We start from the raw sequence: 20,082 nt of genomic DNA, 5'->3' as shown, positions 1-20,082 counted from the left end.
TCCTCCAGCACCTTGCTATCGAGCGGCCGCCCCCTGAGTCTCCCCGGCGGAGCCAGAGAACGGATCGCCAGCCGCGATGGCATTCAATCACTTACCAGCAGCCATGCACGACGCCTTGGGACCATTGTCCTTCACGCCAGTGACACACTCGGTGCCGATGGCCAGGAATCTCCGCCCCAGAACACCCGCCAAGGGCACGGGTGAACGACCCGACCCCGGCATGGTCCTGCACCGGCTCGCCTCGGGAGCGGACCGGGCTGCGCGCATCACTCATACGGAGCACTTGCCCCCACGTGAGGGCCGCCATGCAGTCTGGCCGCACCGCATCCGCCCGGAAGTGATCAACGCCATTCAGCGCGTCGGCGTCGAGCACCCCTGGGCGCACCAGGCGGCCGCCGCCGAGCACGCCCTGGACGGCGAGTCCGTCGTGATCGCCACCGGAACCGCCTCCGGCAAATCCCTGGCCTACCTCGCGCCGGTCCTCAGCACGCTCCTGGACGGCTCCGAGGCCCCGAACAGACGCGGCGCCACCGCCCTCTACCTGGCCCCCACCAAGGCCCTGGCGGCCGACCAGCGCCGCTCGGTGAAGGCCCTCGCCCAGCCCCTGGGCAACGCGATCCGGCCCGCCGTCTACGACGGCGACACGCCGGTCGAGGAACGCGAATGGGTGCGCCAGTACGCCAACTACGTCCTCACCAATCCGGACATGCTGCACCGGGGCATACTCCCCGCCCACCCCAGGTGGTCCTCCTTCCTGCGCGCGCTGCGCTATGTCGTCATCGACGAGTGCCACACCTACCGGGGCGTCTTCGGCTCCCACGTCGCCCAGGTCCTGCGGCGCCTGCGCCGTCTGTGCGCCCGCTACGGCGCGAACCCCGTCTTCCTCCTCGCCTCCGCCACGTCGGCAGAGCCGTCCGTGGCCGCCCACCGGCTGACCGGCCTGCCCGTCGTCGAGGTCGCCGACGACGCCTCCCCGCGCGGCGAACTGGTCTTCGCCCTGTGGGAGCCGCCGCTCACCGACCTCCACGGCGAGAAGGGCGCCCCCGTCCGCCGCACCGCCACCGCCGAGACCGCCGACCTCCTCACCGATCTGGCCGTCCAGGGCGTCCGCACGGTCGCCTTCGTCCGCTCCCGGCGCGGCGCCGAGCTCGTCGCCGTGATCGCCCAGGAACGGCTGGCCGAGGTGGACCGCACCCTCGCCCGCCGCGTCGCCGCCTACCGGGGCGGCTACCTCCCCGAGGAGCGCCGGGCCCTGGAGCAGGCCCTGCACTCAGGCGAGCTGCTCGGCCTCGCCGCCACCTCCGCCCTGGAGCTCGGCATCGACGTGTCGGGCCTGGACGCCGTGATCATCTCCGGCTACCCCGGCACCCGGGCCTCGCTGTGGCAGCAGGCGGGGCGAGCCGGGCGGTCGGGCGAGGGCGCGCTGGCGATCCTGGTCGCCCGGGACGACCCGCTGGACACCTACCTCGTCCACCACCCCGAGGCGCTGTTCCAGCAGCCCGTCGAGACGACCGTGCTCGACCCGGACAACCCCTACGTCCTCGCCCCGCACCTGTGCGCCGCCGCCGCCGAGCTGCCGCTCACCGAGGCCGACCTTGAGCTCTTCGGCCCGGCGAGCCCCGGGCTGATGCCGCAGCTGGAGGCCGCGAAGCTGCTCCGGCGCCGGGCGTCGGGCTGGCACTGGACCCGGCGCGAGCGGGCCGCCGACCTCGCCGACATCCGGGGCGGGGGAGGCCGCCCGGTCCAGATCGTCGAGGCGTCGACGGGACGGCTGCTCGGCACGGTCGACGCGTCCGCCGCCCACACCGCCGTCCACGACGGCGCCGTCCACCTCCACCAGGGCCGTACGTACCTGGTGAAGCGTCTGGACCTGGACGACCCCGACGGCCCTGTCGCCCTCGTCGAGGAGGCCAGCCCGCCCTATTCGACCGTCGCCCGCGACACCACCTCCATCTCCGTACTCGAAACCGACACCGAGATCGCCTGGGGAGCCGGCCGCCTCTGCTACGGCTCCGTCGAGGTCACCAACCAGGTCGTCTCCTTCCTGCGCCGCAAACTCATCACCGGCGAGGTGCTCGGCGAGTCCAAGCTGGACCTGCCGCCACGCACCCTGCGCACCCGGGCCGTGTGGTGGACGGTCACCGAGGACCAGCTCGACGCCGCCCGGATCAACCCGGAGATCCTCGGGGGCGCCCTGCACGCCGCCGAGCACGCCTCCATCGGCATGCTGCCGCTCTTCGCCACATGCGACCGCTGGGACATCGGCGGCGTCTCGGTCCCGCTGCACCCGGACACCCTGCTGCCCACGGTCTTCGTGTACGACGGCCACCCGGGCGGCGCCGGGTTCGCGGAGCGCGCCTTCCACACCGCGCGGGAGTGGCTGACCGCCACCCGCGAGGCCATCGCCTCCTGCGAGTGCGAGGCGGGCTGCCCGTCCTGCGTCCAGTCCCCCAAGTGCGGCAACGGCAACGACCCGCTCCACAAACGGGGTGCGGTCCGCCTCCTCACGGAACTGCTGCGAGGGGCGCCGGAGGCGCCGGGCCAGGAAGCCCCGGCGACGCCTGTGACCCCGGCGGCCCGGGGCCGTGGGGCTGCCCCCGCCCCGGGAGCAGCGGCAGGACTCGGTACGGAGGAGGAGCCGCCGGGCCCGCCCGGGACCTGACCGCCGGGGCATACGGGCCGAACCTCGCCCGTACGGTCACGTCGGCGATCTCCCCGGTCACCGAGCACCGCACCACCTCGCCGCCCTGCGCCCCGGCGACCCGGGCCGCCCCGGCGCAGGCCTCGGCCGTCCCCCACAGCGCCCGGTCGGCCGCCGCCAGCGCGGCCATGTCCGCCGCACCGCCCGCCCGGTGCCGGGCCGCCACGGCCTGCCCGAGGGCGAGGACGGCCGCGAACACCACACAGAGGGCGGAGGCGGCCAACGCCACCCAGACGGACGCCGAGCCCCGGTCCCGGGCGCGAAGGCCTTCTGCGAGGCCGTCACACATCCTCGGCCTCATCTCTCCTCCCCCACCATGGGCTCCCCCACCGTGTCCTCCGCCAGCGCCGCCGCGTCCCCGCTCAGCGTCAGGGCCAGGGCGCGGGGCCCCGGGGCAGGAGCCTCCACGCGTACGCGCCACAGGTCGCCGTCCCGCCGGAGCGCGACCCGCGCCCCGGCCGGGGCCGCCGAGCGGGCGGCGGCCAGCACCGACTGCTCTGCCTCGGACCGCGCGGCCGCCCGGGCCCCCGCCCGAGCCGCGTCCAGGCACTCGATCTTCGCGGCGGCCGCCATCAGCCCCCACAGCAGGGCCAGAGCGAACGCAGCCAGCGTCGGTATCACCACAGCCGCCTCGGCCGTCACAAAGCCACGGTCAGCCCCGAGTGCCCGCCCCATGGGCCGACGCCACCGACCGCGCAGCCGCCGACCTCTCCCCGGCCCACGGTCCCGCCCGGACGGAGCGCCGCCCGGCCCGGAACCGCCGCCCTCAGAACTGCACATTGAGCGCCCTCTCCACCAGCGACTGAAGCGCCGACGAAACGGCCTCGCTCGTCACCACCTTGTAGAGCACCGCCGCGAAGCCGCACGCAGCGATCGTTCCGACCGCGTACTCACTGGTCGTCATCCCGGCATCTCCGTGCATCCGCACCCGACGTGCGACGCACCGCATCCATGTCTTCATCCCAACCCCCATGTGGTCCCGCTGTGAGTCCTGCTGCTGAGCTGTCGAGTCATTGCGCTGTTGAGTCATTGCGCTGTTGGGCCATTGCGCTGTTGGGCCATTGCGCTGTTCGGGCGAGCTGCTGGAGGCCCGCGCTGCCGGCCCGCTCATCAGTGCTTGAGCAGCCCGGCCGCCAGTCCGATCACCACCGGCGCCACTCCGGCGGCCAGGAACGCGGGCAGGAAGCAGAGCCCCAGCGGCCCGGTGATCAGTACGCCCGCCCGCCGGGCCCGGGCGGCCGTCGTCCGTGCCCGCTCGGCCCGGCAGCGCTCCGCCACCCGCCCTACCGGGCCCGCCGCGGGCGCCCCCGAGGAGGCGGCCCGCTCCAGGCACCGGGCCAGCCCCGCCGCGCCCGGTATCGCCCCCAACCTCCCCCACGCCTCGGCCGGTTCGCCGCCCAGCCGCAGTTCTGCGGAGATCTGGGCCAGCCGCCGCCCGATCGGGCCGTCCAGCGACTCCCCCACGGCTCCGGCCGCCTCGCGCGGTCCCGCTCCGGCCGACAGGCAGGCGGCCAGCAGATCGGCCGCGAGCGGCAGTTCCGGGTCCACCGCCTCGGCCCCGGGGCGTGCCCGCTGGGGCTTCCGGCGGCAGGCCCAGCGCCTGGCCCCGTACGCCGCCGCCAGCCCCACCACGGCTCCGGGCACCCCGCCGATCAGCACGTATGCGGCGGCCAGCGCCCCCAGCGGCCCGGCCCAGGCCCGTACGAGCGACCCGCGTGCCGCGCCACCGCCCACCAGCCGGGCGACCGGTGACCAGGTACCCGGCGGCCAAGTGCCTGGCGACTGAGTGCCTGGCGACCGGGTGCCTGGCGACCGGGTGCCTGACGACCGGGTGCCCGGCAGCCAGGCCCTCGCCCCGTCACGCCGCGCGGGCACCACCCACGCCCCCGCCCCCGCGTCCACCGCCGCGAGCAGCTCCACGAGCCGCCGCCGCACCACCCGCTCCCGTCGGCGACGCGAGAACTCCAGCCCTGTCCACAGGACAAGGGCCGCGATCGCCGCCATCGCCCCCAGCCTGTGGAAAACATCCCGGAGCGCTTCTCCTCCCGCGCCCCCGAGTCCGAGCTGCCCGCTCACCGCCGTTCCCCCGCCCGGGTGATCCGCGCCGTCCAGTACAGCCCCGCCGCCTCCAGCGCCCCGGCCAGCGCCAGGCAGCCGAACCCGGCCGGGGTGTGGAGCAGCACGCGCAGGGGGCCGGCGCCCATAGCCGTGCCGAGCAGGAGGCCGAGGACCGGCAGCAGGGCCAGCAGGGCGGCCGTTGTGCGCGGCCCGGTCAACTGGGCCCTCAGCTCCTCCCGTTGGTCCCGCTCGGCCCGCAGCGCCGCCTCCAGGCGCTCCAGGCCGGCCGCGAGGCCCGCGCCGCCGTCGACCGCCACCTGCCAGCACGCGGCCACTCCCGCCAGTCCTTCCGCGCCCGGCTCACGGGCCGCCTCCCGCAGGGCCCCGGGCACATCGCCGCCGAACCGTGCCGCCGCCAGCACCCGCGGTTCGGCGCTGCCCAGCGCCTCCGTGTCCCGGGCGGCCAGCGTCAGCGCCTGGCCTGGCTGGCGTCCCGCCCGCAGCTCCCCGGCGACCGCCCCGCACCACGTGACGACCTCGTCGCCCCGGCGCCACTTCGCCCGCTCCCGCTCACGGGCCCGCAGCCGCCGCCCCACCAGCGGCACCGCCACCGCCCCGGCGGCCAGCGGCAGTACCGAGCCCGCCAGCACCGCCACGATCACCGCGACCGGCAGGCACAGCCACTCCGGCCGCGCCTTGGCGCGCAACCGCATCCAGAGCCGCCCCCACGGCGGCTCCTCGCGCTCCACCGCTCCTCCCGCGACGATCAGCCGTGCCCTGCGCAGCCCCTGCTCCCGCCCCACCGAGAGCCAGGCCGCCGCGAACGCGCACACGGCCGCCGCCGAGGCCGGGGTGAGCAGCCCGGGCGGGCCCGGCGCCGTCCAGGCCGTCACCACGCACCCCCGAGCAGCACCCGCAGCCGTTCCCAGCCGCGCTCCTGGACGAAGCCGCCCATGCCCCAGCGCAGTGCCGGGACGGCCACCACCAGCCCCGCCGCGTCCCGTTCAAGGACCCGGACCTCGGCGACCCGGCGCCGCCCGGCCCTGTCCCGTACGAGATGGAGCACCACCGAAAGCGCCGCCGCCACCTGGCTGTGCAGGGCCGCCCGGTCGAGCCCGGCCGCCGTGCCCAGGGCCTCCAGACGGGCGGGGACGTCCGCGGCGGTATTGGCGTGCACCGTGCCGCAACCGCCCTCGTGACCGGTGTTGAGCGCGGCCAGCAGGTCGGTGACCTCGGCGCCGCGCACCTCGCCCACGACCAGCCGGTCCGGCCGCATGCGCAAGGCCTGGCGCACCAGGTCCCGCAGGGTCACCAGGCCCGCGCCCTCCTGGTTGGCGGGCCGTGACTCCAGCCGCACCACATGGGGATGGTCGGGCCTCAACTCGGCCGAATCCTCGGCCAGGACGATCCGCTCGCACTCCGGGACGAGGCCGAGGAGCGTCGACAGCAGGGTCGTCTTGCCGGTGCCCGTGCCACCGCTCACCAGGAACGAGACCCGGGCGCCGATGAGCGCCCGCAGAACCCCGTCCCCGCCCGGCGGAACCGTCCCGGCCGCGACCAGTTCGTCCAGCGAGAACGCCCTCGGCCGCACCACCCGCAGCGACAGACAGTCCGCCCCGACCGCGACCGGCGCCAGCACCGCGTGCATCCGGGTCCCGTCCGGCAACCGGGCGTCCACCCAGGGCCGGGCGTCGTCAAGGCGCCGCCCGGCGACCGCCGCCAGCCGCTGGGCCAGTCGGCGTACCGCGGCCGTGTCGCTGAAGCGGACGCCGGTGAGTTCGAGCCCGGCCCCCCTGTCCACCCAGACCCGGTCCGGGGCCGACACCAGGACGTCCGTCACCGCGGGATCGGCGAGCAGCGGCTCCAATGGGCCCGTGCCGACCAGCTCGGAGCGCAACTCCTCCGCGCCGCCGAGGACTTCCGCGTCGCCCAGGAGCCGCCCCTGGGCCCGCAGCGCCGCCGCGACCCGGGCCGGCGTCGGCTCTGCCCCGCTCTCCGCGAGTTGTTGGCGCACCGCATCGAGCAGCGGCCTCGGCGACGCCCCGGCCGCACCCGGCCCACCCGGCGCACCGCCCGGGGGCATCCCCGCTCCCACCCCCGCGCTCATGCGCCCCGTATCCACACGCCCCGCACTCATGCCACCCGTGCGCACCCGACCCGTACTCATGCGACCGCACCCCCCATCAGCGCCTGCTCCCAGAAGGCCGTGCAGAAGCGGGAGAGGGGGCCGCGCACTTCGCTGCCCGGTGGGGCCCCCTTCTCCTGGGCCTCCAGCAGGCCGTACTCCACCGGGAGTTCACCGGCCAGGGGAAGCCCCAGGGCGGCCGCCACCCACTGCTCGTCGAGCCCCGCCGCGTACGGACCGCGCACCACCGCTCGCAGATCCCGCAGCACCATGCCGACCGAGGCGGCGACCCGGTTGGCCGCCGCGACCGCCCGCAGTTCGGCGGGGACGACCAGCAGACCCAGGTCGAGCTGGGCGAGTGCCTCCGCCACCGCGTCGTCCACACGCCTCGGCAGGTCGACGACCACGACACCGCCGCGTCTGCGCGCGGCCGCGAGGACCGCTCGCATCGCCTCCGCCGGGATCGCCACCGAGTCGCCCCGGTCCCAGCTGAGCACGCGCAGCGCGTGCAGATGCGGAAGCGACTCCTCCAGCGCACCTCCGGCGACCCGGCCACGAGAAGCGGCGAAATCCGGCCATCGTCTGCCCTCGGCCTGTTCGCCACCGAGCAGCACGTCGAGGCCGCCTCCCAAGGGGTCGCCGTCGATGAGCATGGCGCGCCGGCCGGCCCTCGCCGCGGTCACCGCCAGGGCGCAGGCCAGCGTCGACGCCCCGGCTCCGCCGCGCCCGCCGACGACTCCGACGGTGAGCGCCTGGCGGCCCACGCCCTCCGCCGCGTCCGCGATCCGGTCGACCAGCCACTGCTCCGCGTCGGGCAGCCGCAGTACGTGGTCGGCGCCGATCTCCACCGCGCGCTGCCACACCCCGGGGTCGTCCTGGTCCCGCCCGACGAGCAGCACTCCGCGCCTTCGCACAGCGCCGCGCACCCGGGCGGCCGCGTCGTCCCCGACGAGGATCAGCGGTGCGCTCTCCCAGCCGGACCGGCGCTCGGGCACCGAGTGGTGCACCTCGGGCTCGGCTCCGGCGGCGGCGCACAGCCGCAGCAGATCGTCGAGCAACGCCTCGTCCTCGGTGACGATCAGCGGCCCCGCACGCCGCCCCTGAGCACCCGTCGACCGTTCGGAAGCCATGGGTCCGTCCACGATCTCCGCCCCCTCTCACTGCGATTCCTGGCGTCCGCGGATCTCGCGAACTGGAATCACGGTGGAGCGGTTCCGGAAATTAAGTGGATCTTGGTCAAAAGCTGTGGACAACCCGCCCGTTGTGAATATTCCGCTCACCTATACCGGTGACTTCCGGAGCGCATCGGAACCGTTACGCTCCGTGACGAGTCTGGACAGGCAGAGGGAGGGGCCGATACGGCCCGAGGGAGGGGGAAGGATCGTGTGCGAGGCCCGAAAATGCATCCGGACATGCGACGACCCCCGCCGGGGGGGAGAGCGGGGGTCGTCTTTCCGGCCGACTCGGGGGGGGAGGAGCCGGACCGGGTTAGCACGGTCGCGAACGATCCGTGACTTCCATGGTGTACCCGAGAGCCTTCTCAGGCAAACCCACACGCCCCAGCGTACGCCGAATGGCGGGCGCCTATGCTCGCCTTCGTGGAAAACCACTCCTTGCCGCGGACCGCCGCCTTCTTCGACTTGGACAAGACAGTCATTGCCAAGTCGTCGACTCTCACGTTCAGCAAGTCCTTCTATCAAGGGGGACTCATCAACCGCAGGGCCGTGTTGCGTACGGCCTACGCACAGTTCGTGTTCCTCGCGGGCGGCGCCGACCATGATCAGATGGAGCGGATGCGCCAGTATCTGTCGGCGCTCTGCAAGGGCTGGAACGTCCAGCAGGTGAAGGAGATCGTCGCCGAGACGCTCCACGATCTGATCGACCCGATCATCTACGACGAGGCCGCCTCCCTCATCGAGGAGCACCACACCGCGGGACGCGACGTCGTGATCGTCTCGACCTCGGGCGCCGAGGTGGTCGAGCCGATCGGCGAGCTGCTCGGGGCGGACCGCGTGGTGGCCACCCGGATGGTCGTGGGCCCCGACGGCTGCTTCACGGGCGACGTCGAGTACTACGCCTACGGCCCCACCAAGGCGGAGGCCGTCAAGGAGCTCGCCGCGTCCGAGGGCTACGACCTGGCCCGCTGCTACGCGTACAGCGACTCGGCGACCGACGTTCCGATGCTGGAGGCGGTGGGCCACCCCTTCGCGGTCAACCCGGATCGGGCACTCCGGCGCGAAGCGGCCATCCGAGATTGGCCGGTTCTCGTCTTCAACCGGCCCGTCCGACTCAAGCAGCGGCTGCCCGCGCTCTCCATGCCGCCCCGTCCGGCACTGGTCGCGGCGGCAGCCGTGGGCGCCGCGGCGGCCACGGCCGGGCTCGTCTGGTACGCGAGCCGGCGGCGCGCCGCAGCCGCGAGCTGACCGAGGGACACCGGGCCCGAGGGCCCTGCGAACAGCGCTGACCGTTCCGCCCTGTTTGAACCTAAAAGTAAAGAAGTGCAGTCAGGGGTTCCGCTTCACCCCAGCCTGGAGTACAAATAAGGCAACGGCCCGCGAGACCTGGGACATCCGAGAGGATCACCTTCTACGCAACACGGCCCCACGGACCGAGCATGGACATCGAGCACCCACGCGACGTCGACCCGTCGATTACGGGCCAGCCGCACCAGGTGACGGGCAGAAGTTCCCGACCTGATGGGCAATATTCGAGGACGCTTGGTAACACGGTGAACATGCCAGCGGCGGTACCGATCCGGTACCGCCGCAACCCTTTTCCGGCGCCCCGCCTTCCGGCCTCCTGCCGTCGGGCATCCAGCGCCGTGCCGCCTACGCCGCTCCGCGCTGAAGCGCCTCGCAGACAGCCGTCGACTCCCGTACACCGAGTTCGATCGAGCGCCCGCAGTGGGCGATCCAGGCCGCCACGCCCTCCGGTGTCCCCGAGGCGTAGCCGTCCAGCGCCGCCGCGTACGCCGCGCGCCCTTGCTCCGCATGGCCGACCTCGGCCGGGCAGATCGACTTCGGGTCGAGACCGCTGCCGATCAGCACGATGCGCTCGGCGGCCCGCGCCACAAGGCCGTTGTACGAGCCGAACGGACGCAGGGCGAGCAGTTCGCCGTGCACCACCGCGGCCGTGACGAGCGCCGGGGCCGAGGAGCCCGCGATGATCAACTGGGAGAGCCCCTCAAGGCGGCCCGCCACCTCGTCCGCGTCCGGCAGCGCCAGCTCGATCAGCGGCTCGTCCACCGGCTCGCCGTGCTGACGGGGCCGGCCCACCGTGTCGGCGGAGTCGGCGGCCGCGACCAGGTGCAGCCGGGCGAGCACCCGCAGCGGCGACTGCCGCCAGATGGAGAGCAGTTGGCCGGCCTCGGCAGTCAGCCGCAGGGCCGCGCCGACCGTGCGCGCCTCGGCCTCCGAGCCGAAATCGCTGCGCCGCCGCACCTCCTCAAGCGCCCAGTCGGCGCCGGAGAGCGCCGCGCTGCCGCGCGCCCCGCGCAGCGCCGCCTCCGAGGTGATCTCGTTGCTGCGCCGCCGCATGACACGGTGCCCGTAGACCCGGTCGACGGCTTTGCGTACGGAGTCCACGGCGTCCGGGACACCCGGCAGCGAGCCCAGGGCGACAAGCGGATCGGGGGCCGACGAGGCGTTCGTACTCATAAGTAGCGAGGCTACGCGTCCGTGGCCCACACCCCACCTTCGAGTGGTCTTCTTCACTTGCCGCCCCTACTTTGCGCTGTCGCACGATTACTCTTGGTGAACATGAAGATCGCTTTCGTAGGCAAGGGCGGCAGCGGCAAGACCACGTTGTCCTCGCTCTTCATCCGCCACCTCACCGCCAACGAGGCCGCCGTGCTCGCGGTCGACGCCGACATCAACCAGCATCTGGGGGCCGCGCTCGGGCTCGACGAGGCGGAGGCCGCCGCGCTGCCCGCGCTGGGCGCCCAGCTGCCGCTGATCAAGGAGTATCTGCGCGGCACCAACCCCCGGATCGCCTCCGCCGAGACGATGATCAAGACGACCCCGCCGGGCCGGGGCTCACGGCTGCTGCGGATCCGCGAGTCGAATCCGGTGTACGAGGCGTGCGCGCGGCGGGTGGTGCTCGACGACGGGGACATCCGGCTGATGGCGACCGGCCCGTTCAACGAGTCCGACCTGGGCGTGGCCTGCTACCACTCGAAGGTCGGGGCGGTGGAGCTGTGTCTCAACCACCTGGTGGACGGGCCGGACGAGTACGTCGTCGTCGACATGACGGCCGGGTCGGACTCGTTCGCCTCCGGCATGTTCACGCGCTTCGACATGACGTTCCTGGTGGCCGAGCCGACCCGCAAGGGCGTTTCGGTCTACCGCCAGTACAAGGAGTACGCACGGGACTTCGGGGTCTCCCTGAAGGTCGTCGGCAACAAGGTGCAGGGCCAGGACGACCTGGACTTCCTGCGGGCCGAGGTCGGCGATGACCTGCTGGTCACGGTCGGCCACTCCGACTGGGTGCGCGCGATGGAGAAGGGGCGCCCGCCGCGCTTCGAGCTCCTGGAGGCCGACAACCGGCTCGCCCTCCAGGCCCTGCAGGACGCGGCGGACGACTCGTACGAGGCGCGCGACTGGGAGCGGTACACCCGCCAGATGGTCCACTTCCATCTGAAGAACGCGCAGAGCTGGGGGAACGCGAGGACGGGCGTCGACCTGGCGGCCCAGGTCGACCCCGTCTTCGTACTGCGGGAGGAACTCGCCGTTCCGCAGCCGAGCTGACCTCGCGAGCGCAGGCTGACGGAAGGCGTCAGCCTGCGGCGGCCTGCTTGAGGCCGGGCTGCGGGAGCGGCTTGGCCGACTGGACCGGCACGGCGGGCTGGGCGGCCAGGAAGGCCGTCCAGCCACCCTTCGGGGCCTCTCCGACCTTCAGCTGACGGAACTTGTCGAGTGTCGACGGGTCCTGCGCGTCCAGCCAGTCGGCGAGCTGGCGGAATGACACGCAGTGCACTTCGCGCTTGACGCAGACCGTCTTGATCGTGTCCTCGACGGCCCGCATGTACGTGCCGCCGTTCCAGGGCTCGAAATGGTTGCCGATGATCAGCGGCGCGCGGTTGCCGTTGTACGAGCGGTCGAAGGCTTGGAGCAGGCCGTCGCGCATCTGGTTGCCCCAGTACTCGTGCTGGCCGGCCTCGCCCGTCACCGCGCCCGACTGGTTCATGTAGAAGTTGTAGTCCATGGACAGCGTCTGGAAGGCGCGGCCCGGGACCGGGACCAGCTGCATGGACAGGTCCCAGATGCCGTTGTCGTTCTTCTTCGGCCACACCTGGTCGTTGACGCCGCTGGTGTCATAGCGCCAGCCGAGCTGGCCGGCCGCCTGCACGAAGTTCTTGCGGCCCTCCAGGCAGGGCGTGCGGCCGCCGATGAGCTCCTTGTCGTAGTCGAACGGAAGCGGCGCCTCCGCCGTGAGCCCGGAGTTGGACTTCCAGTTCTTCACGAACGACTTGGCCTGCGCGATCTCGCTCTTCCACTCGTCCACCGACCAGGTGCCGACGCCGCCGTCGTTCCCGCAGAAGTGGCCGTTGAAGTGGGTGCCGACCTCGTTGCCCTCCTGCCACGCACCGCGCAGCTGGGTGACCGTGTCCTTGATGCCCTTGAGATCGTTGAACCCGATGTCGCTGCTGCCCGGAGAGTGCTTGGGCGCGGTGTATCGCTCGCGCTTCTCCTCCGGGAGCATGTACACACCGCTGAGGAAGTACGTCATCGTCGCGTTGTACTTCTTGCCCACCTCGCGGAAGTGGGAGAACAGCCGCTGGCTGTCCTCGCCCGCACCGTCCCAGGAGAACACCACGAACTGCGGCGGCTGCTGACCGGGCGCCAGCTTGCGCGGCTTCAGCAGATGCGGCTGGAGTCCGGTGAACGCGGTGGATCCGTCGCCGATCAGGCGCACGGCCTGCTTGGGGGCGGCGGCGCCGACCGCTCCAGGGCCGGGCGCGGCCGCCTTGGCCCCGTTGCCCACCGAACATCCGGCGACACCCGCGATCAGCGCGGCGACGACGGCCCCGGTGGCGATCCTCTTCGTGGCGGCCATCATCCGCCCACCCTCTTCCTCGCAGATCAGCAGATCCGAAGATCTCTTGCACTGAATGTCATCAAATCGCCGCAAAAGTGACACGCAGCGTGAAGGAAGAGCGTGCGACAGGCCGCACGAAAAGCTGCTTATTCACCGTTAAGAGTGAATCGTTGGCCTATTTGCCCTAAATGTGGAGCGCTGACCTTTACTCTGCATTACGATTCGTTTACCGAGAGTTGAGAATCCCGCCGCTGCACGCCGTGACCCACGGCCGCGACCCCACATCCGCGACCGCGCTGCCCCGGAGGAGACGGGAAATATGCCTGCCTGCGTCCCCACCCGCACCCAGCCCCTCACTCACACCGACAGCCCCCAGCACCCGCACGCCCCGCCCCCCAGGAATGGAGGCCGCCGCTTCCGGATCGCCGGAGCCGATCTGTCCGCATCCGTCACCGTCTTCCTGCTCGCCGTCCCGATGTCGCTCGGCCTCGCCGTCGCCATCGACGCCCCGCTGGAAGCCAGCCTCATCGCCGCCGGTGTCGGCGGCATCGTCGCCGGGCTGCTCGGCGGCTCACCGCTCCTTGTCAGTGGCCCTTCCGCCGGACTCACGGTGGTATCGGCCGAGTTGATCCAGAGTTACGGCTGGCGCACGACCTGCGCCATCACCGTTCTCGCGGGTCTGCTCCAGATCGCACTCGGCTCGCTGAAGACCGCGCGCTCCGCGCTCGCCGTGAGCCCCGCCATCGTGCACGGCACCCTCGCCGGCATCGGCGCCGCCATCGCGCTCGCCCAGCTCCACATCGTCCTGGGCGGCTCCCCACAGAGCTCGGCCGTGGACAACGCCCAAGCTCTCCCAGGCCAGTTGGCCAAGGTCGGCCCTGCCGCACCCCTCGTCGGGGCGCTCACCATCGCCGTGCTCATGACGTGGCCCCGCCTCCCGGGACGCGTCGGAAAGGCGCTGCGCCGCATTCCGGCCGCGCTCGCCTGTGTAGTGATCGCCACCGGTGTGGCCGCCGTGGCCGCGCCCCACATCGCCCGGGTCGACCTGCCTTCCTGGGACGCCCATGTGCTGCCGGAGCTGCCGCACGGGCCGGTGGCCGGGCTGGCCGCCGCCGTGCTCACGGTGACGCTGGTGGCCAGCCTGGAGTCGCTGCTTTCCGCCGTGGCCGTGGACAAGCTGGCCGCCGAGCGGCCGGGGGGCACCGCACCCGCCCGGGCCGACCTCGACCGGGAGTTGCGCGGTCAGGGCATCGCCAACGCCGTCTCCGGGCTGCTCGGCGGAATGCCGGTCTCCGGCGGCGCGGTGCGCGGCAGCGCCAACGTACGGGCCGGGGCGACCGGCCGCGCCTCCTCCGTGCTGCACGGGGTGTGGGTGCTGCTCGCCGCCGGGCTGCTCGTGGCCGTCCTGGAGTGGATCCCGCTGGCGGCGCTGGCCGCGCTGGTGATGATGGTCGGCATCCAGATGGTGTCCTACGCCCACATCCGCAACGTCCACAAGCACCGCGAGTTCATGGTGTACGTGGCGACGGTGGCCGGGGTGCTCCTGTTCGGGGTGCTCCAGGGCGTGGTCATCGGGGTCGCCGTGGCCGTCGCGGTCGCGCTGCGCCGGGTGGCGCACACCCGGATCACGGTGCAGCGCCAGGACGACCTGTCGTACCTGGTGCAGGCGCGCGGGCAGTTGACGTTCCTCGCCGTGCCCCGGCTGACCCGGATGCTGAACCAGGTACCCCAAGGGGCTGGCGCCGTCGTGGAGTTGGACGGCTCGTTCATGGACCATGCGGCGTACGAGGCACTGCAGGGCTGGCAGGACACGCACACCGCGCGCGGTGGCGAGGTGCGGATCACCGGCCGGTCCGGCGGACGGATCACCGAGCCCGCATCCAGCTCGCAGAGCTGCTGCCGGCCCTGGACCCCCTGGCGCAACCACCACTGCCACGACAAGGCGCCGGCGCCCAGGCGGCACGGGCACCAACTGGCCAGCGGGCTGAGCTCGTTCCAGCGCAACACCGCGCCGCTGGTGCGGGACGAGCTGGCGCGGCTGGCGCGCGAGGGGCAGCAGCCGTCCCAGCTCTTCCTCACCTGCGCGGACTCCCGGCTGGTCACCAGCATGATCACGTCGAGCGGCCCGGGCGATCTGTTCACCGTGCGCAACGTCGGCAATCTGGTGCCCCCGCCCGGCGCGGAGTGCGGCGACGACTCGGTGGCGGCGGCGATCGAGTACGCGGTCGAGGTGCTGCGGGTCGAGTCCATCACCGTCTGCGGACACTCCGGCTGCGGGGCGATGCAGGCGCTGCTGAACGGCAAGCCGGACGGCCCGCAGACGCCCCTGCGGCGGTGGCTGCGGCACGGGGCGCCCAGCCTGGAGCGGATGGCGAGCCGCAAGTACTCCTGGGCGCGGATCGCCGGGCGGCTGCCCGCCGACGCCGTCGAGCAGCTCTGCCTCACCAATGTGGTGCAGCAGCTGGAGCATCTGCGGAGCCATGAGTCGGTGGCGCGGCGGCTGGCCGAGGGCGCGCTGGCGCTGCACGGAATGTACTTCCATGTGGGCGAGGCCCAGGCGTACTTGCTGGCGTCCGACGACTGCGAGGAGGTGTTCGAGGGGGTGGGGCCGACGGCCCTTGAGGCCTCCCCGATCTGACGTCGTGTGGCGCCGCGTCTTCCGCGTATGCCTGAACCCAGGGCGGACCGTGTCCGTGAGACCGTCTGATGACACGCCGATGCCCCGGATCCCCTATAGGTCTAAACCAATCTTCGGGAGACCCTTGTCACCCGGCGATTGGCCTGATGAGCTATGGCCCGGGACACATAGGCACATAGGACGCCCTGGGAAAGGGAGATGTCGTGAGCAACGAAAGCCTGGCCAACCTCTTGAAGGAGGAGCGCCGGTTCGCTCCTCCTGCCGAGCTGGCTGCCGACGCCAACGTAACGGCGGAGGCGTACGAGCAGGCCAAGGCGGACAGGCTGGGCTTCTGGGCCGAGCAGGCCCGGCGCCTCACCTGGGCCACCGCACCGACCGAGACGCTCGACTGGTCGAACCCGCCGTTCGCGAAGTGGTTCGCCGACGGGCAGCTCAACGTGGCGTACAACTGCGTGGACCGGCACGTCGAGGCCGGGAACGGTGACCGGGTCGCCATTCACTTCGAGGGCGAGCCCGGCGACAGCCGTGCCCTCACCTACGCGGAGCTGAAGGACGAGGTCTCCCGGGCCGCCAATGCCCTTACCGAGCTCGGTGTCCGGGCCGGCGACCGGGTCGCGGTGTACATGCCGATGATCCCCGAGGCGGCCGTCGCGATGCTCGCCTGCGCGCGGATCGGCGCGGCGCACTCGGTGGTGTTCGGCGGCTTCTCCGCCGACGCCGTCGCCTCCCGTATCCAGGACGCCGACGCGAAGCTGGTCATCACGGCGGACGGCGGGTACCGGCGCGGCAAGCCGTCCGCGCTGAAGCCCGCGATCGACGAGGCCGTGGCGAAGTGCCCGCAGGTCGAGCACGTGCTGGTAGTGCGGCGTACGGGCCAGGAGACCGCCTTCACCGAGGGCCGGGACGTCTGGTGGGACGACATCGTCGGCCGTCAGTCCGCCGAGCACACCCCGCAGGCGTTCGACGCCGAGCACCCGCTGTTCATCCTGTACACCTCCGGGACCACGGGGAAGCCGAAGGGCATCCTGCACACCTCCGGCGGCTATCTGACGCAGGCCGCGTACACGCACCACGCGGTCTTCGACCTCAAGCCCGAGACCGATGTGTACTGGTGCACCGCCGACATCGGCTGGGTGACCGGCCACTCGTACATCGTGTACGGGCCGCTGGCCAACGGCGCGACGCAGGTCATGTACGAGGGCACGCCGGACACCCCGCACCAGGGGCGGTTCTGGGAGGTCGTCCAGAAGTACGGGGTGACGATCCTCTACACGGCGCCGACGGCGATCCGTACGTTCATGAAGTGGGGCGACGACATCCCCGCGAAGTTCGACCTGTCGTCGCTGCGGGTGCTCGGGTCGGTGGGCGAACCCATCAACCCCGAGGCGTGGATGTGGTACCGCAAGCACATCGGGGCGGACAAGTGCCCGATCGTGGACACGTGGTGGCAGACGGAGACCGGGGCGATGATGATCTCGCCGCTGCCGGGCGTCACCGAGACCAAGCCGGGCTCCGCGCAGCGTGCGCTGCCCGGCATCGCGGCGACCGTCGTCGACGACGAGGCGCACGAGGTGCCGAACGGGGGCGGCGGGTACCTCGTCCTCACCGAGCCGTGGCCGTCGATGCTGCGCACCATCTGGGGCGATGACCAGCGGTTCATCGACACGTACTGGTCGCGGTTCGAGGGCAAGTACTTCGCCGGTGACGGGGCGAAGAAGGACGAGGACGGGGACATCTGGCTGCTCGGCCGCGTCGATGACGTGATGCTCGTGTCCGGGCACAACATCTCGACGACCGAGGTCGAGTCGGCGCTGGTGTCGCACCCGTCGGTGGCCGAGGCGGCGGTGGTCGGCGCGGCCGACGAGACGACCGGGCAGGCGATCGTCGCGTTCGTGATCCTGCGGGGTTCGGCGGCGGAGTCGGACGGACTGGTGGAGGAACTGCGGGCGCACGTCGGCACCACGCTGGGGCCGATCGCCAAGCCGAAGCGGGTGCTGCCGGTGGCGGAGCTGCCGAAGACCCGGTCAGGGAAGATCATGCGGCGGTTGCTGCGGGACGTTGCCGAGAACCGGGAGCTGGGGGATGTCACGACGCTGACGGACTCGTCGGTGATGGATCTGATCCAGACGAAGCTGCCGGGCGCTTCCAGCGAGGAGTGAGGGGGTGGGGGCCCGGCTGCGGGGTTTTCGTGGCCGGGCCTCCGGCGGTTCTCCCCCACCCCGCCCGTTCCCTTAACCCTCCGGGGGTGGGTGGTGAAGGTGGCTCTCCCGGGGGCTACGCCCCGGCCCCCCGCTTGCGGGGCCTGCGGCCCCTGCACCCCGCTCACGGGGGCTCCGCCCCCGCCCCCGCTTCGGGGCTTCGCCCCGGACCCCTTTCGTCCGCAGGCCGCCGGTGGCTGGTCGCGCAGTTCCCCGCGCCCCTGAAGGGCGGCCCTGCGGCCCTGCCCCGCTCCCCAGGCACCGGACGGCTGGAGTACGGGTCGCTCGCTCCGCAGGCACCCGAAGGCCTGGTGCACGGGTCGCTCCGCACACGCCCGAGGGCCTGGATGCACGGGCCCCGTTCCTCACACGCCGGACGGGCCGAATCCTCCCCGCGCCCCTTCTGCCTTTAAGGGGCGCGGGGAACTGCGCGCTCAGCCACAAACGGCCCGCACTCGACCACCGACCTGGCCTTCAGGGGCGCGGGGAACTGCGCGAGCAACCACAGCCGACCCGCAGACAAACCCCGGGCCGAAAAGGGGCGCGGGGAACTGCGCGACCAGCCCCCACCGAACCCGCAAGCAAAAGCCCGCCGGGGCCCTGGGGCAGAGCCCCACCCACCCGCAGACAAACCCCGAGCCCGGCCCCCCGCGCCCCCCACCCCACTTGCCCCTAAAGTAACGATCACCGGATTCATCCCTCCCGCACCCGGGTAAAGAGTTAGGTAAAGTAAGGATCGGGATCGCGTCAGTCGCGGCACTCGCGTCAACGGCGCGACGAGAGGGACCCAGGTGCGCCGGGAAGTCTGGTCGGCAACGTGCTTTGTCATGCCCGCCGAACCGACCGGAGGTCGTCCGTGGCCGCGCCCGTAACCCGTAAGGACAGCAGCAAGAGCAACAGCCGGAAGTTTCTCGGGCGGCTCTCGTTGCCCGAGCGGAACTTCGTCGCGGACGCGCTGCGTGCCGAGACCGTCGGCGGTGTGCTGCTGCTCGTGGCCGCGATCGTGGCGTTGATCTGGGCCAACACCCTTGGTGGCAGCTACGCCGATGTGCGTGGGTTTCATGTCGGGATCGAGGCCCTCGGGCTCGACCTCTCACTGCAGCACTGGGCCGCCGACGGACTCCTCGCGGTCTTCTTCTTCGTCGCCGGGATCGAACTCAAGCGCGAGCTCGTGGCCGGTGAGCTGCGCGATCCCAAGGACGCCGCGCTGCCGGTGATCGCCGCGCTCTGCGGCATGGCCGTGCCCGCGCTCGTATACGCGCTGGTCAACGCCGTCGGCGGCGGCGCGATGGACGGGTGGGCCGTGCCGACGGCCACCGACATCGCCTTCGCGCTGGCCGTGCTCGCGGTCATCGGGACCTCACTGCCGTCCGCCCTGCGCGCGTTCCTGCTGACGCTCGCCGTCGTCGACGACCTGTTCGCCATTCTCATCATCGCCGTGTTCTTCACCAAAGAGATCGACTTCGCGGCCTTCGGCGGCTCCGTCGTCGGCCTCGCTGTCTTCTGGCTGCTGCTGCGCAAGGGCGTGCGCGGCTGGTACGTGTACGTACCGCTCGCGCTGGTCATCTGGGGGCTGATGTACAACAGCGGCGTCCACTCCACCATCGCGGGCGTCGCCATGGGCCTGATGCTGCGCTGCACCCGCCAGGAGGGCGAGGAGCACTCCCCCGGCGAGCACATCGAGCACCTGGTGCGGCCGCTGTCCGCCGGGCTCGCCGTGCCGCTCTTCGCGCTGATGTCGGCCGGGGTCGGCGTCAGCGGCGGGGCGCTCGCGGACGTCTTCACCCGGCCCGAGACGCTCGGCGTGGTGCTCGGCCTGGTGGTCGGCAAGGCGGTCGGTATCTTCGGCGGCACCTGGTGCGCCGCCCGGTTCACCAGGGCGGAGCTCAACGACGACCTGGCGTGGCCGGACGTCTTCGCCGTCGCCGCGCTCGCCGGGATCGGCTTCACGGTCTCGCTGCTCATCGGCGAGCTGGCCTTCGACGGCGAGGGCGCGCTCGCGGACGAGATCAAGGCCGCCGTGCTGGTGGGCTCGCTGATCGCGGCCGTGTGCGCCACGGTCCTGCTGAAGCTGCGCGTACGCCGGTACCGGGCGCTCGTCGAGGAGGAGGAGCGCGACGAGGACCACGACGGCATCCCGGATGTGTACGAACAGCACAATCCGGCCTACCACCTGCGGATGGCCGCCATCTACGAGACGAAGGCCGCCGAGCACCGCCGCCTCGCGCAACTGGCGGGGGCGGGGAGCGACGAGGGCGGCCGTCCGGCATGATCTGACATCTGGGCCGGAGAAGGACATCTGGGCCGGGAGATGACGGGACCGGAG

14 protein-coding genes and 1 pseudogene are annotated in these 20,082 nt (G+C 72.3%); 6 read left to right on the top strand and 9 right to left on the bottom strand.

The window, feature by feature from the left end; genetic code table 11:
* Positions 1 to 76: 76 nt before the first annotated feature.
* Positions 77 to 2,662, top strand: a complete 2,586-nt coding sequence (locus ACFWA7_RS16530) for a DEAD/DEAH box helicase (RefSeq protein ID WP_385823544.1) — start codon at positions 77 to 79, stop codon at positions 2,660 to 2,662.
* Positions 2,663 to 2,705: 43 nt separating this feature from the next.
* Here the strand turns inward: ACFWA7_RS16530 and ACFWA7_RS16525 are convergent.
* The 7 genes and pseudogenes from ACFWA7_RS16525 to ssd all read right to left on the bottom strand — a co-directional run.
* Positions 2,706 to 2,990, bottom strand: a pseudogene (locus ACFWA7_RS16525) (Rv3654c family TadE-like protein); the annotation flags it as partial.
* A gap of 8 nt (positions 2,991 to 2,998) precedes the next feature.
* Positions 2,999 to 3,376, bottom strand: coding sequence for a TadE family type IV pilus minor pilin (locus ACFWA7_RS16520; RefSeq protein ID WP_385823542.1), 378 nt, complete (start codon positions 3,374 to 3,376; stop codon positions 2,999 to 3,001).
* A gap of 91 nt (positions 3,377 to 3,467) precedes the next feature.
* Positions 3,468 to 3,605 carry a DUF4244 domain-containing protein gene (locus tag ACFWA7_RS16515; RefSeq protein ID WP_385823540.1) on the bottom strand — a complete coding sequence of 46 codons (138 nt, stop codon included), beginning with the start codon at positions 3,603 to 3,605 and terminating at the stop codon, positions 3,468 to 3,470.
* Between the two features lie 206 nt (positions 3,606 to 3,811).
* Positions 3,812 to 4,705, bottom strand: a complete 894-nt coding sequence (locus ACFWA7_RS16510) for a type II secretion system F family protein (protein ID WP_385823538.1) — start codon at positions 4,703 to 4,705, stop codon at positions 3,812 to 3,814.
* Between the two features lie 68 nt (positions 4,706 to 4,773).
* A complete protein-coding gene (locus ACFWA7_RS16505; RefSeq protein WP_385538493.1) occupies positions 4,774 to 5,652 on the bottom strand; it encodes a type II secretion system F family protein in 879 nt (292 codons plus the stop codon).
* Positions 5,649 to 6,842, bottom strand: coding sequence for a TadA family conjugal transfer-associated ATPase (locus ACFWA7_RS16500; RefSeq protein ID WP_385538528.1), 1,194 nt, complete (start codon positions 6,840 to 6,842; stop codon positions 5,649 to 5,651). Before ACFWA7_RS16500 ends, ACFWA7_RS16505 begins: the two co-directional genes overlap by 4 nt.
* Positions 6,843 to 6,922: 80 nt before the next feature.
* Complete coding sequence (gene ssd, locus ACFWA7_RS16495) at positions 6,923 to 8,014, bottom strand: septum site-determining protein Ssd (RefSeq protein WP_385823536.1); 1,092 nt, start codon at positions 8,012 to 8,014, stop codon at positions 6,923 to 6,925.
* A 456-nt stretch (positions 8,015 to 8,470) separates the two neighbouring features.
* On the opposite strand from ssd, the gene ACFWA7_RS16490 reads away from it, so the two are divergent.
* The gene (locus ACFWA7_RS16490) at positions 8,471 to 9,307 is read left to right on the top strand and encodes an HAD family hydrolase (RefSeq protein WP_385538486.1); all 837 of its coding nucleotides are present in this window, start codon (positions 8,471 to 8,473) and stop codon (positions 9,305 to 9,307) included.
* 405 nt (positions 9,308 to 9,712) lie between these two features.
* Here ACFWA7_RS16490 and ACFWA7_RS16485 read toward each other — a convergent pair whose 3' ends face one another.
* Entirely contained in the window at positions 9,713 to 10,540 is an 828-nt protein-coding gene (locus ACFWA7_RS16485) for an oxidoreductase (RefSeq protein ID WP_385823534.1), read from the bottom strand.
* 102 nt (positions 10,541 to 10,642) lie between these two features.
* Between ACFWA7_RS16485 and ACFWA7_RS16480 the strand changes: the two genes are divergently transcribed.
* Positions 10,643 to 11,629, top strand: a complete 987-nt coding sequence (locus ACFWA7_RS16480; RefSeq protein WP_385538480.1) for an ATP-binding protein — start codon at positions 10,643 to 10,645, stop codon at positions 11,627 to 11,629.
* A gap of 28 nt (positions 11,630 to 11,657) precedes the next feature.
* Here the strand turns inward: ACFWA7_RS16480 and ACFWA7_RS16475 are convergent, their stop codons facing one another.
* Positions 11,658 to 12,941, bottom strand: a complete 1,284-nt coding sequence (locus tag ACFWA7_RS16475) for a hypothetical protein (protein WP_385538478.1) — start codon at positions 12,939 to 12,941, stop codon at positions 11,658 to 11,660.
* Positions 12,942 to 13,239: 298 nt separating this feature from the next.
* Here ACFWA7_RS16475 and ACFWA7_RS16470 point away from each other — a divergent pair, with 298 nt between their 5' ends.
* The 3 genes from ACFWA7_RS16470 (at position 13,240) to nhaA (ending at position 20,028) form a co-directional block, all read left to right on the top strand.
* The gene (locus ACFWA7_RS16470) at positions 13,240 to 15,558 is read left to right on the top strand and encodes a bifunctional SulP family inorganic anion transporter/carbonic anhydrase (protein WP_385823532.1); all 2,319 of its coding nucleotides are present in this window, start codon (positions 13,240 to 13,242) and stop codon (positions 15,556 to 15,558) included.
* Between the two features lie 203 nt (positions 15,559 to 15,761).
* The gene (gene acs / locus ACFWA7_RS16465; protein WP_385823530.1) at positions 15,762 to 17,717 is read left to right on the top strand and encodes an acetate--CoA ligase; all 1,956 of its coding nucleotides are present in this window, start codon (positions 15,762 to 15,764) and stop codon (positions 17,715 to 17,717) included.
* A gap of 895 nt (positions 17,718 to 18,612) precedes the next feature.
* Positions 18,613 to 20,028, top strand: coding sequence for a Na+/H+ antiporter NhaA (gene nhaA, locus ACFWA7_RS16460; RefSeq protein WP_385538470.1), 1,416 nt, complete (start codon positions 18,613 to 18,615; stop codon positions 20,026 to 20,028).
* Positions 20,029 to 20,082 lie beyond the last annotated feature (54 nt).

Source organism: Streptomyces sp. NPDC059994 (assembly GCF_042737755.1).
Classification (GTDB): domain Bacteria; phylum Actinomycetota; class Actinomycetes; order Streptomycetales; family Streptomycetaceae; genus Streptomyces.
This window is presented reverse-complemented; position numbering and strand designations above follow the sequence as displayed.

Excerpts from the sequence above, each read along its gene's own strand:
- ACFWA7_RS16475 (WP_385538478.1), bottom strand. The coding sequence starts at position 12,941 with ATGATGGCCGCCACGAAGAGGATCGCCACCGGGGCCGTCGTCGCCGCG.
- ACFWA7_RS16500 (WP_385538528.1), bottom strand. The coding sequence starts at position 6,842 with ATGCCCCCGGGCGGTGCGCCGGGTGGGCCGGGTGCGGCCGGGGCGTCG.
- ACFWA7_RS16530 (WP_385823544.1), top strand. The coding sequence starts at position 77 with ATGGCATTCAATCACTTACCAGCAGCCATGCACGACGCCTTGGGACCA.
- ACFWA7_RS16515 (WP_385823540.1), bottom strand. The coding sequence starts at position 3,605 with ATGACGACCAGTGAGTACGCGGTCGGAACGATCGCTGCGTGCGGCTTC.
- ACFWA7_RS16510 (WP_385823538.1), bottom strand. The coding sequence starts at position 4,705 with ATGGCGGCGATCGCGGCCCTTGTCCTGTGGACAGGGCTGGAGTTCTCG.
- ACFWA7_RS16490 (WP_385538486.1), top strand. The coding sequence starts at position 8,471 with ATGCTCGCCTTCGTGGAAAACCACTCCTTGCCGCGGACCGCCGCCTTC.
- ssd (WP_385823536.1), bottom strand. The coding sequence starts at position 8,014 with ATGGCTTCCGAACGGTCGACGGGTGCTCAGGGGCGGCGTGCGGGGCCG.
- ACFWA7_RS16485 (WP_385823534.1), bottom strand. The coding sequence starts at position 10,540 with ATGAGTACGAACGCCTCGTCGGCCCCCGATCCGCTTGTCGCCCTGGGC.
- ACFWA7_RS16470 (WP_385823532.1), top strand. The coding sequence starts at position 13,240 with ATGCCTGCCTGCGTCCCCACCCGCACCCAGCCCCTCACTCACACCGAC.
- ACFWA7_RS16520 (WP_385823542.1), bottom strand. The coding sequence starts at position 3,376 with ATGGGGCGGGCACTCGGGGCTGACCGTGGCTTTGTGACGGCCGAGGCG.
- ACFWA7_RS16480 (WP_385538480.1), top strand. The coding sequence starts at position 10,643 with ATGAAGATCGCTTTCGTAGGCAAGGGCGGCAGCGGCAAGACCACGTTG.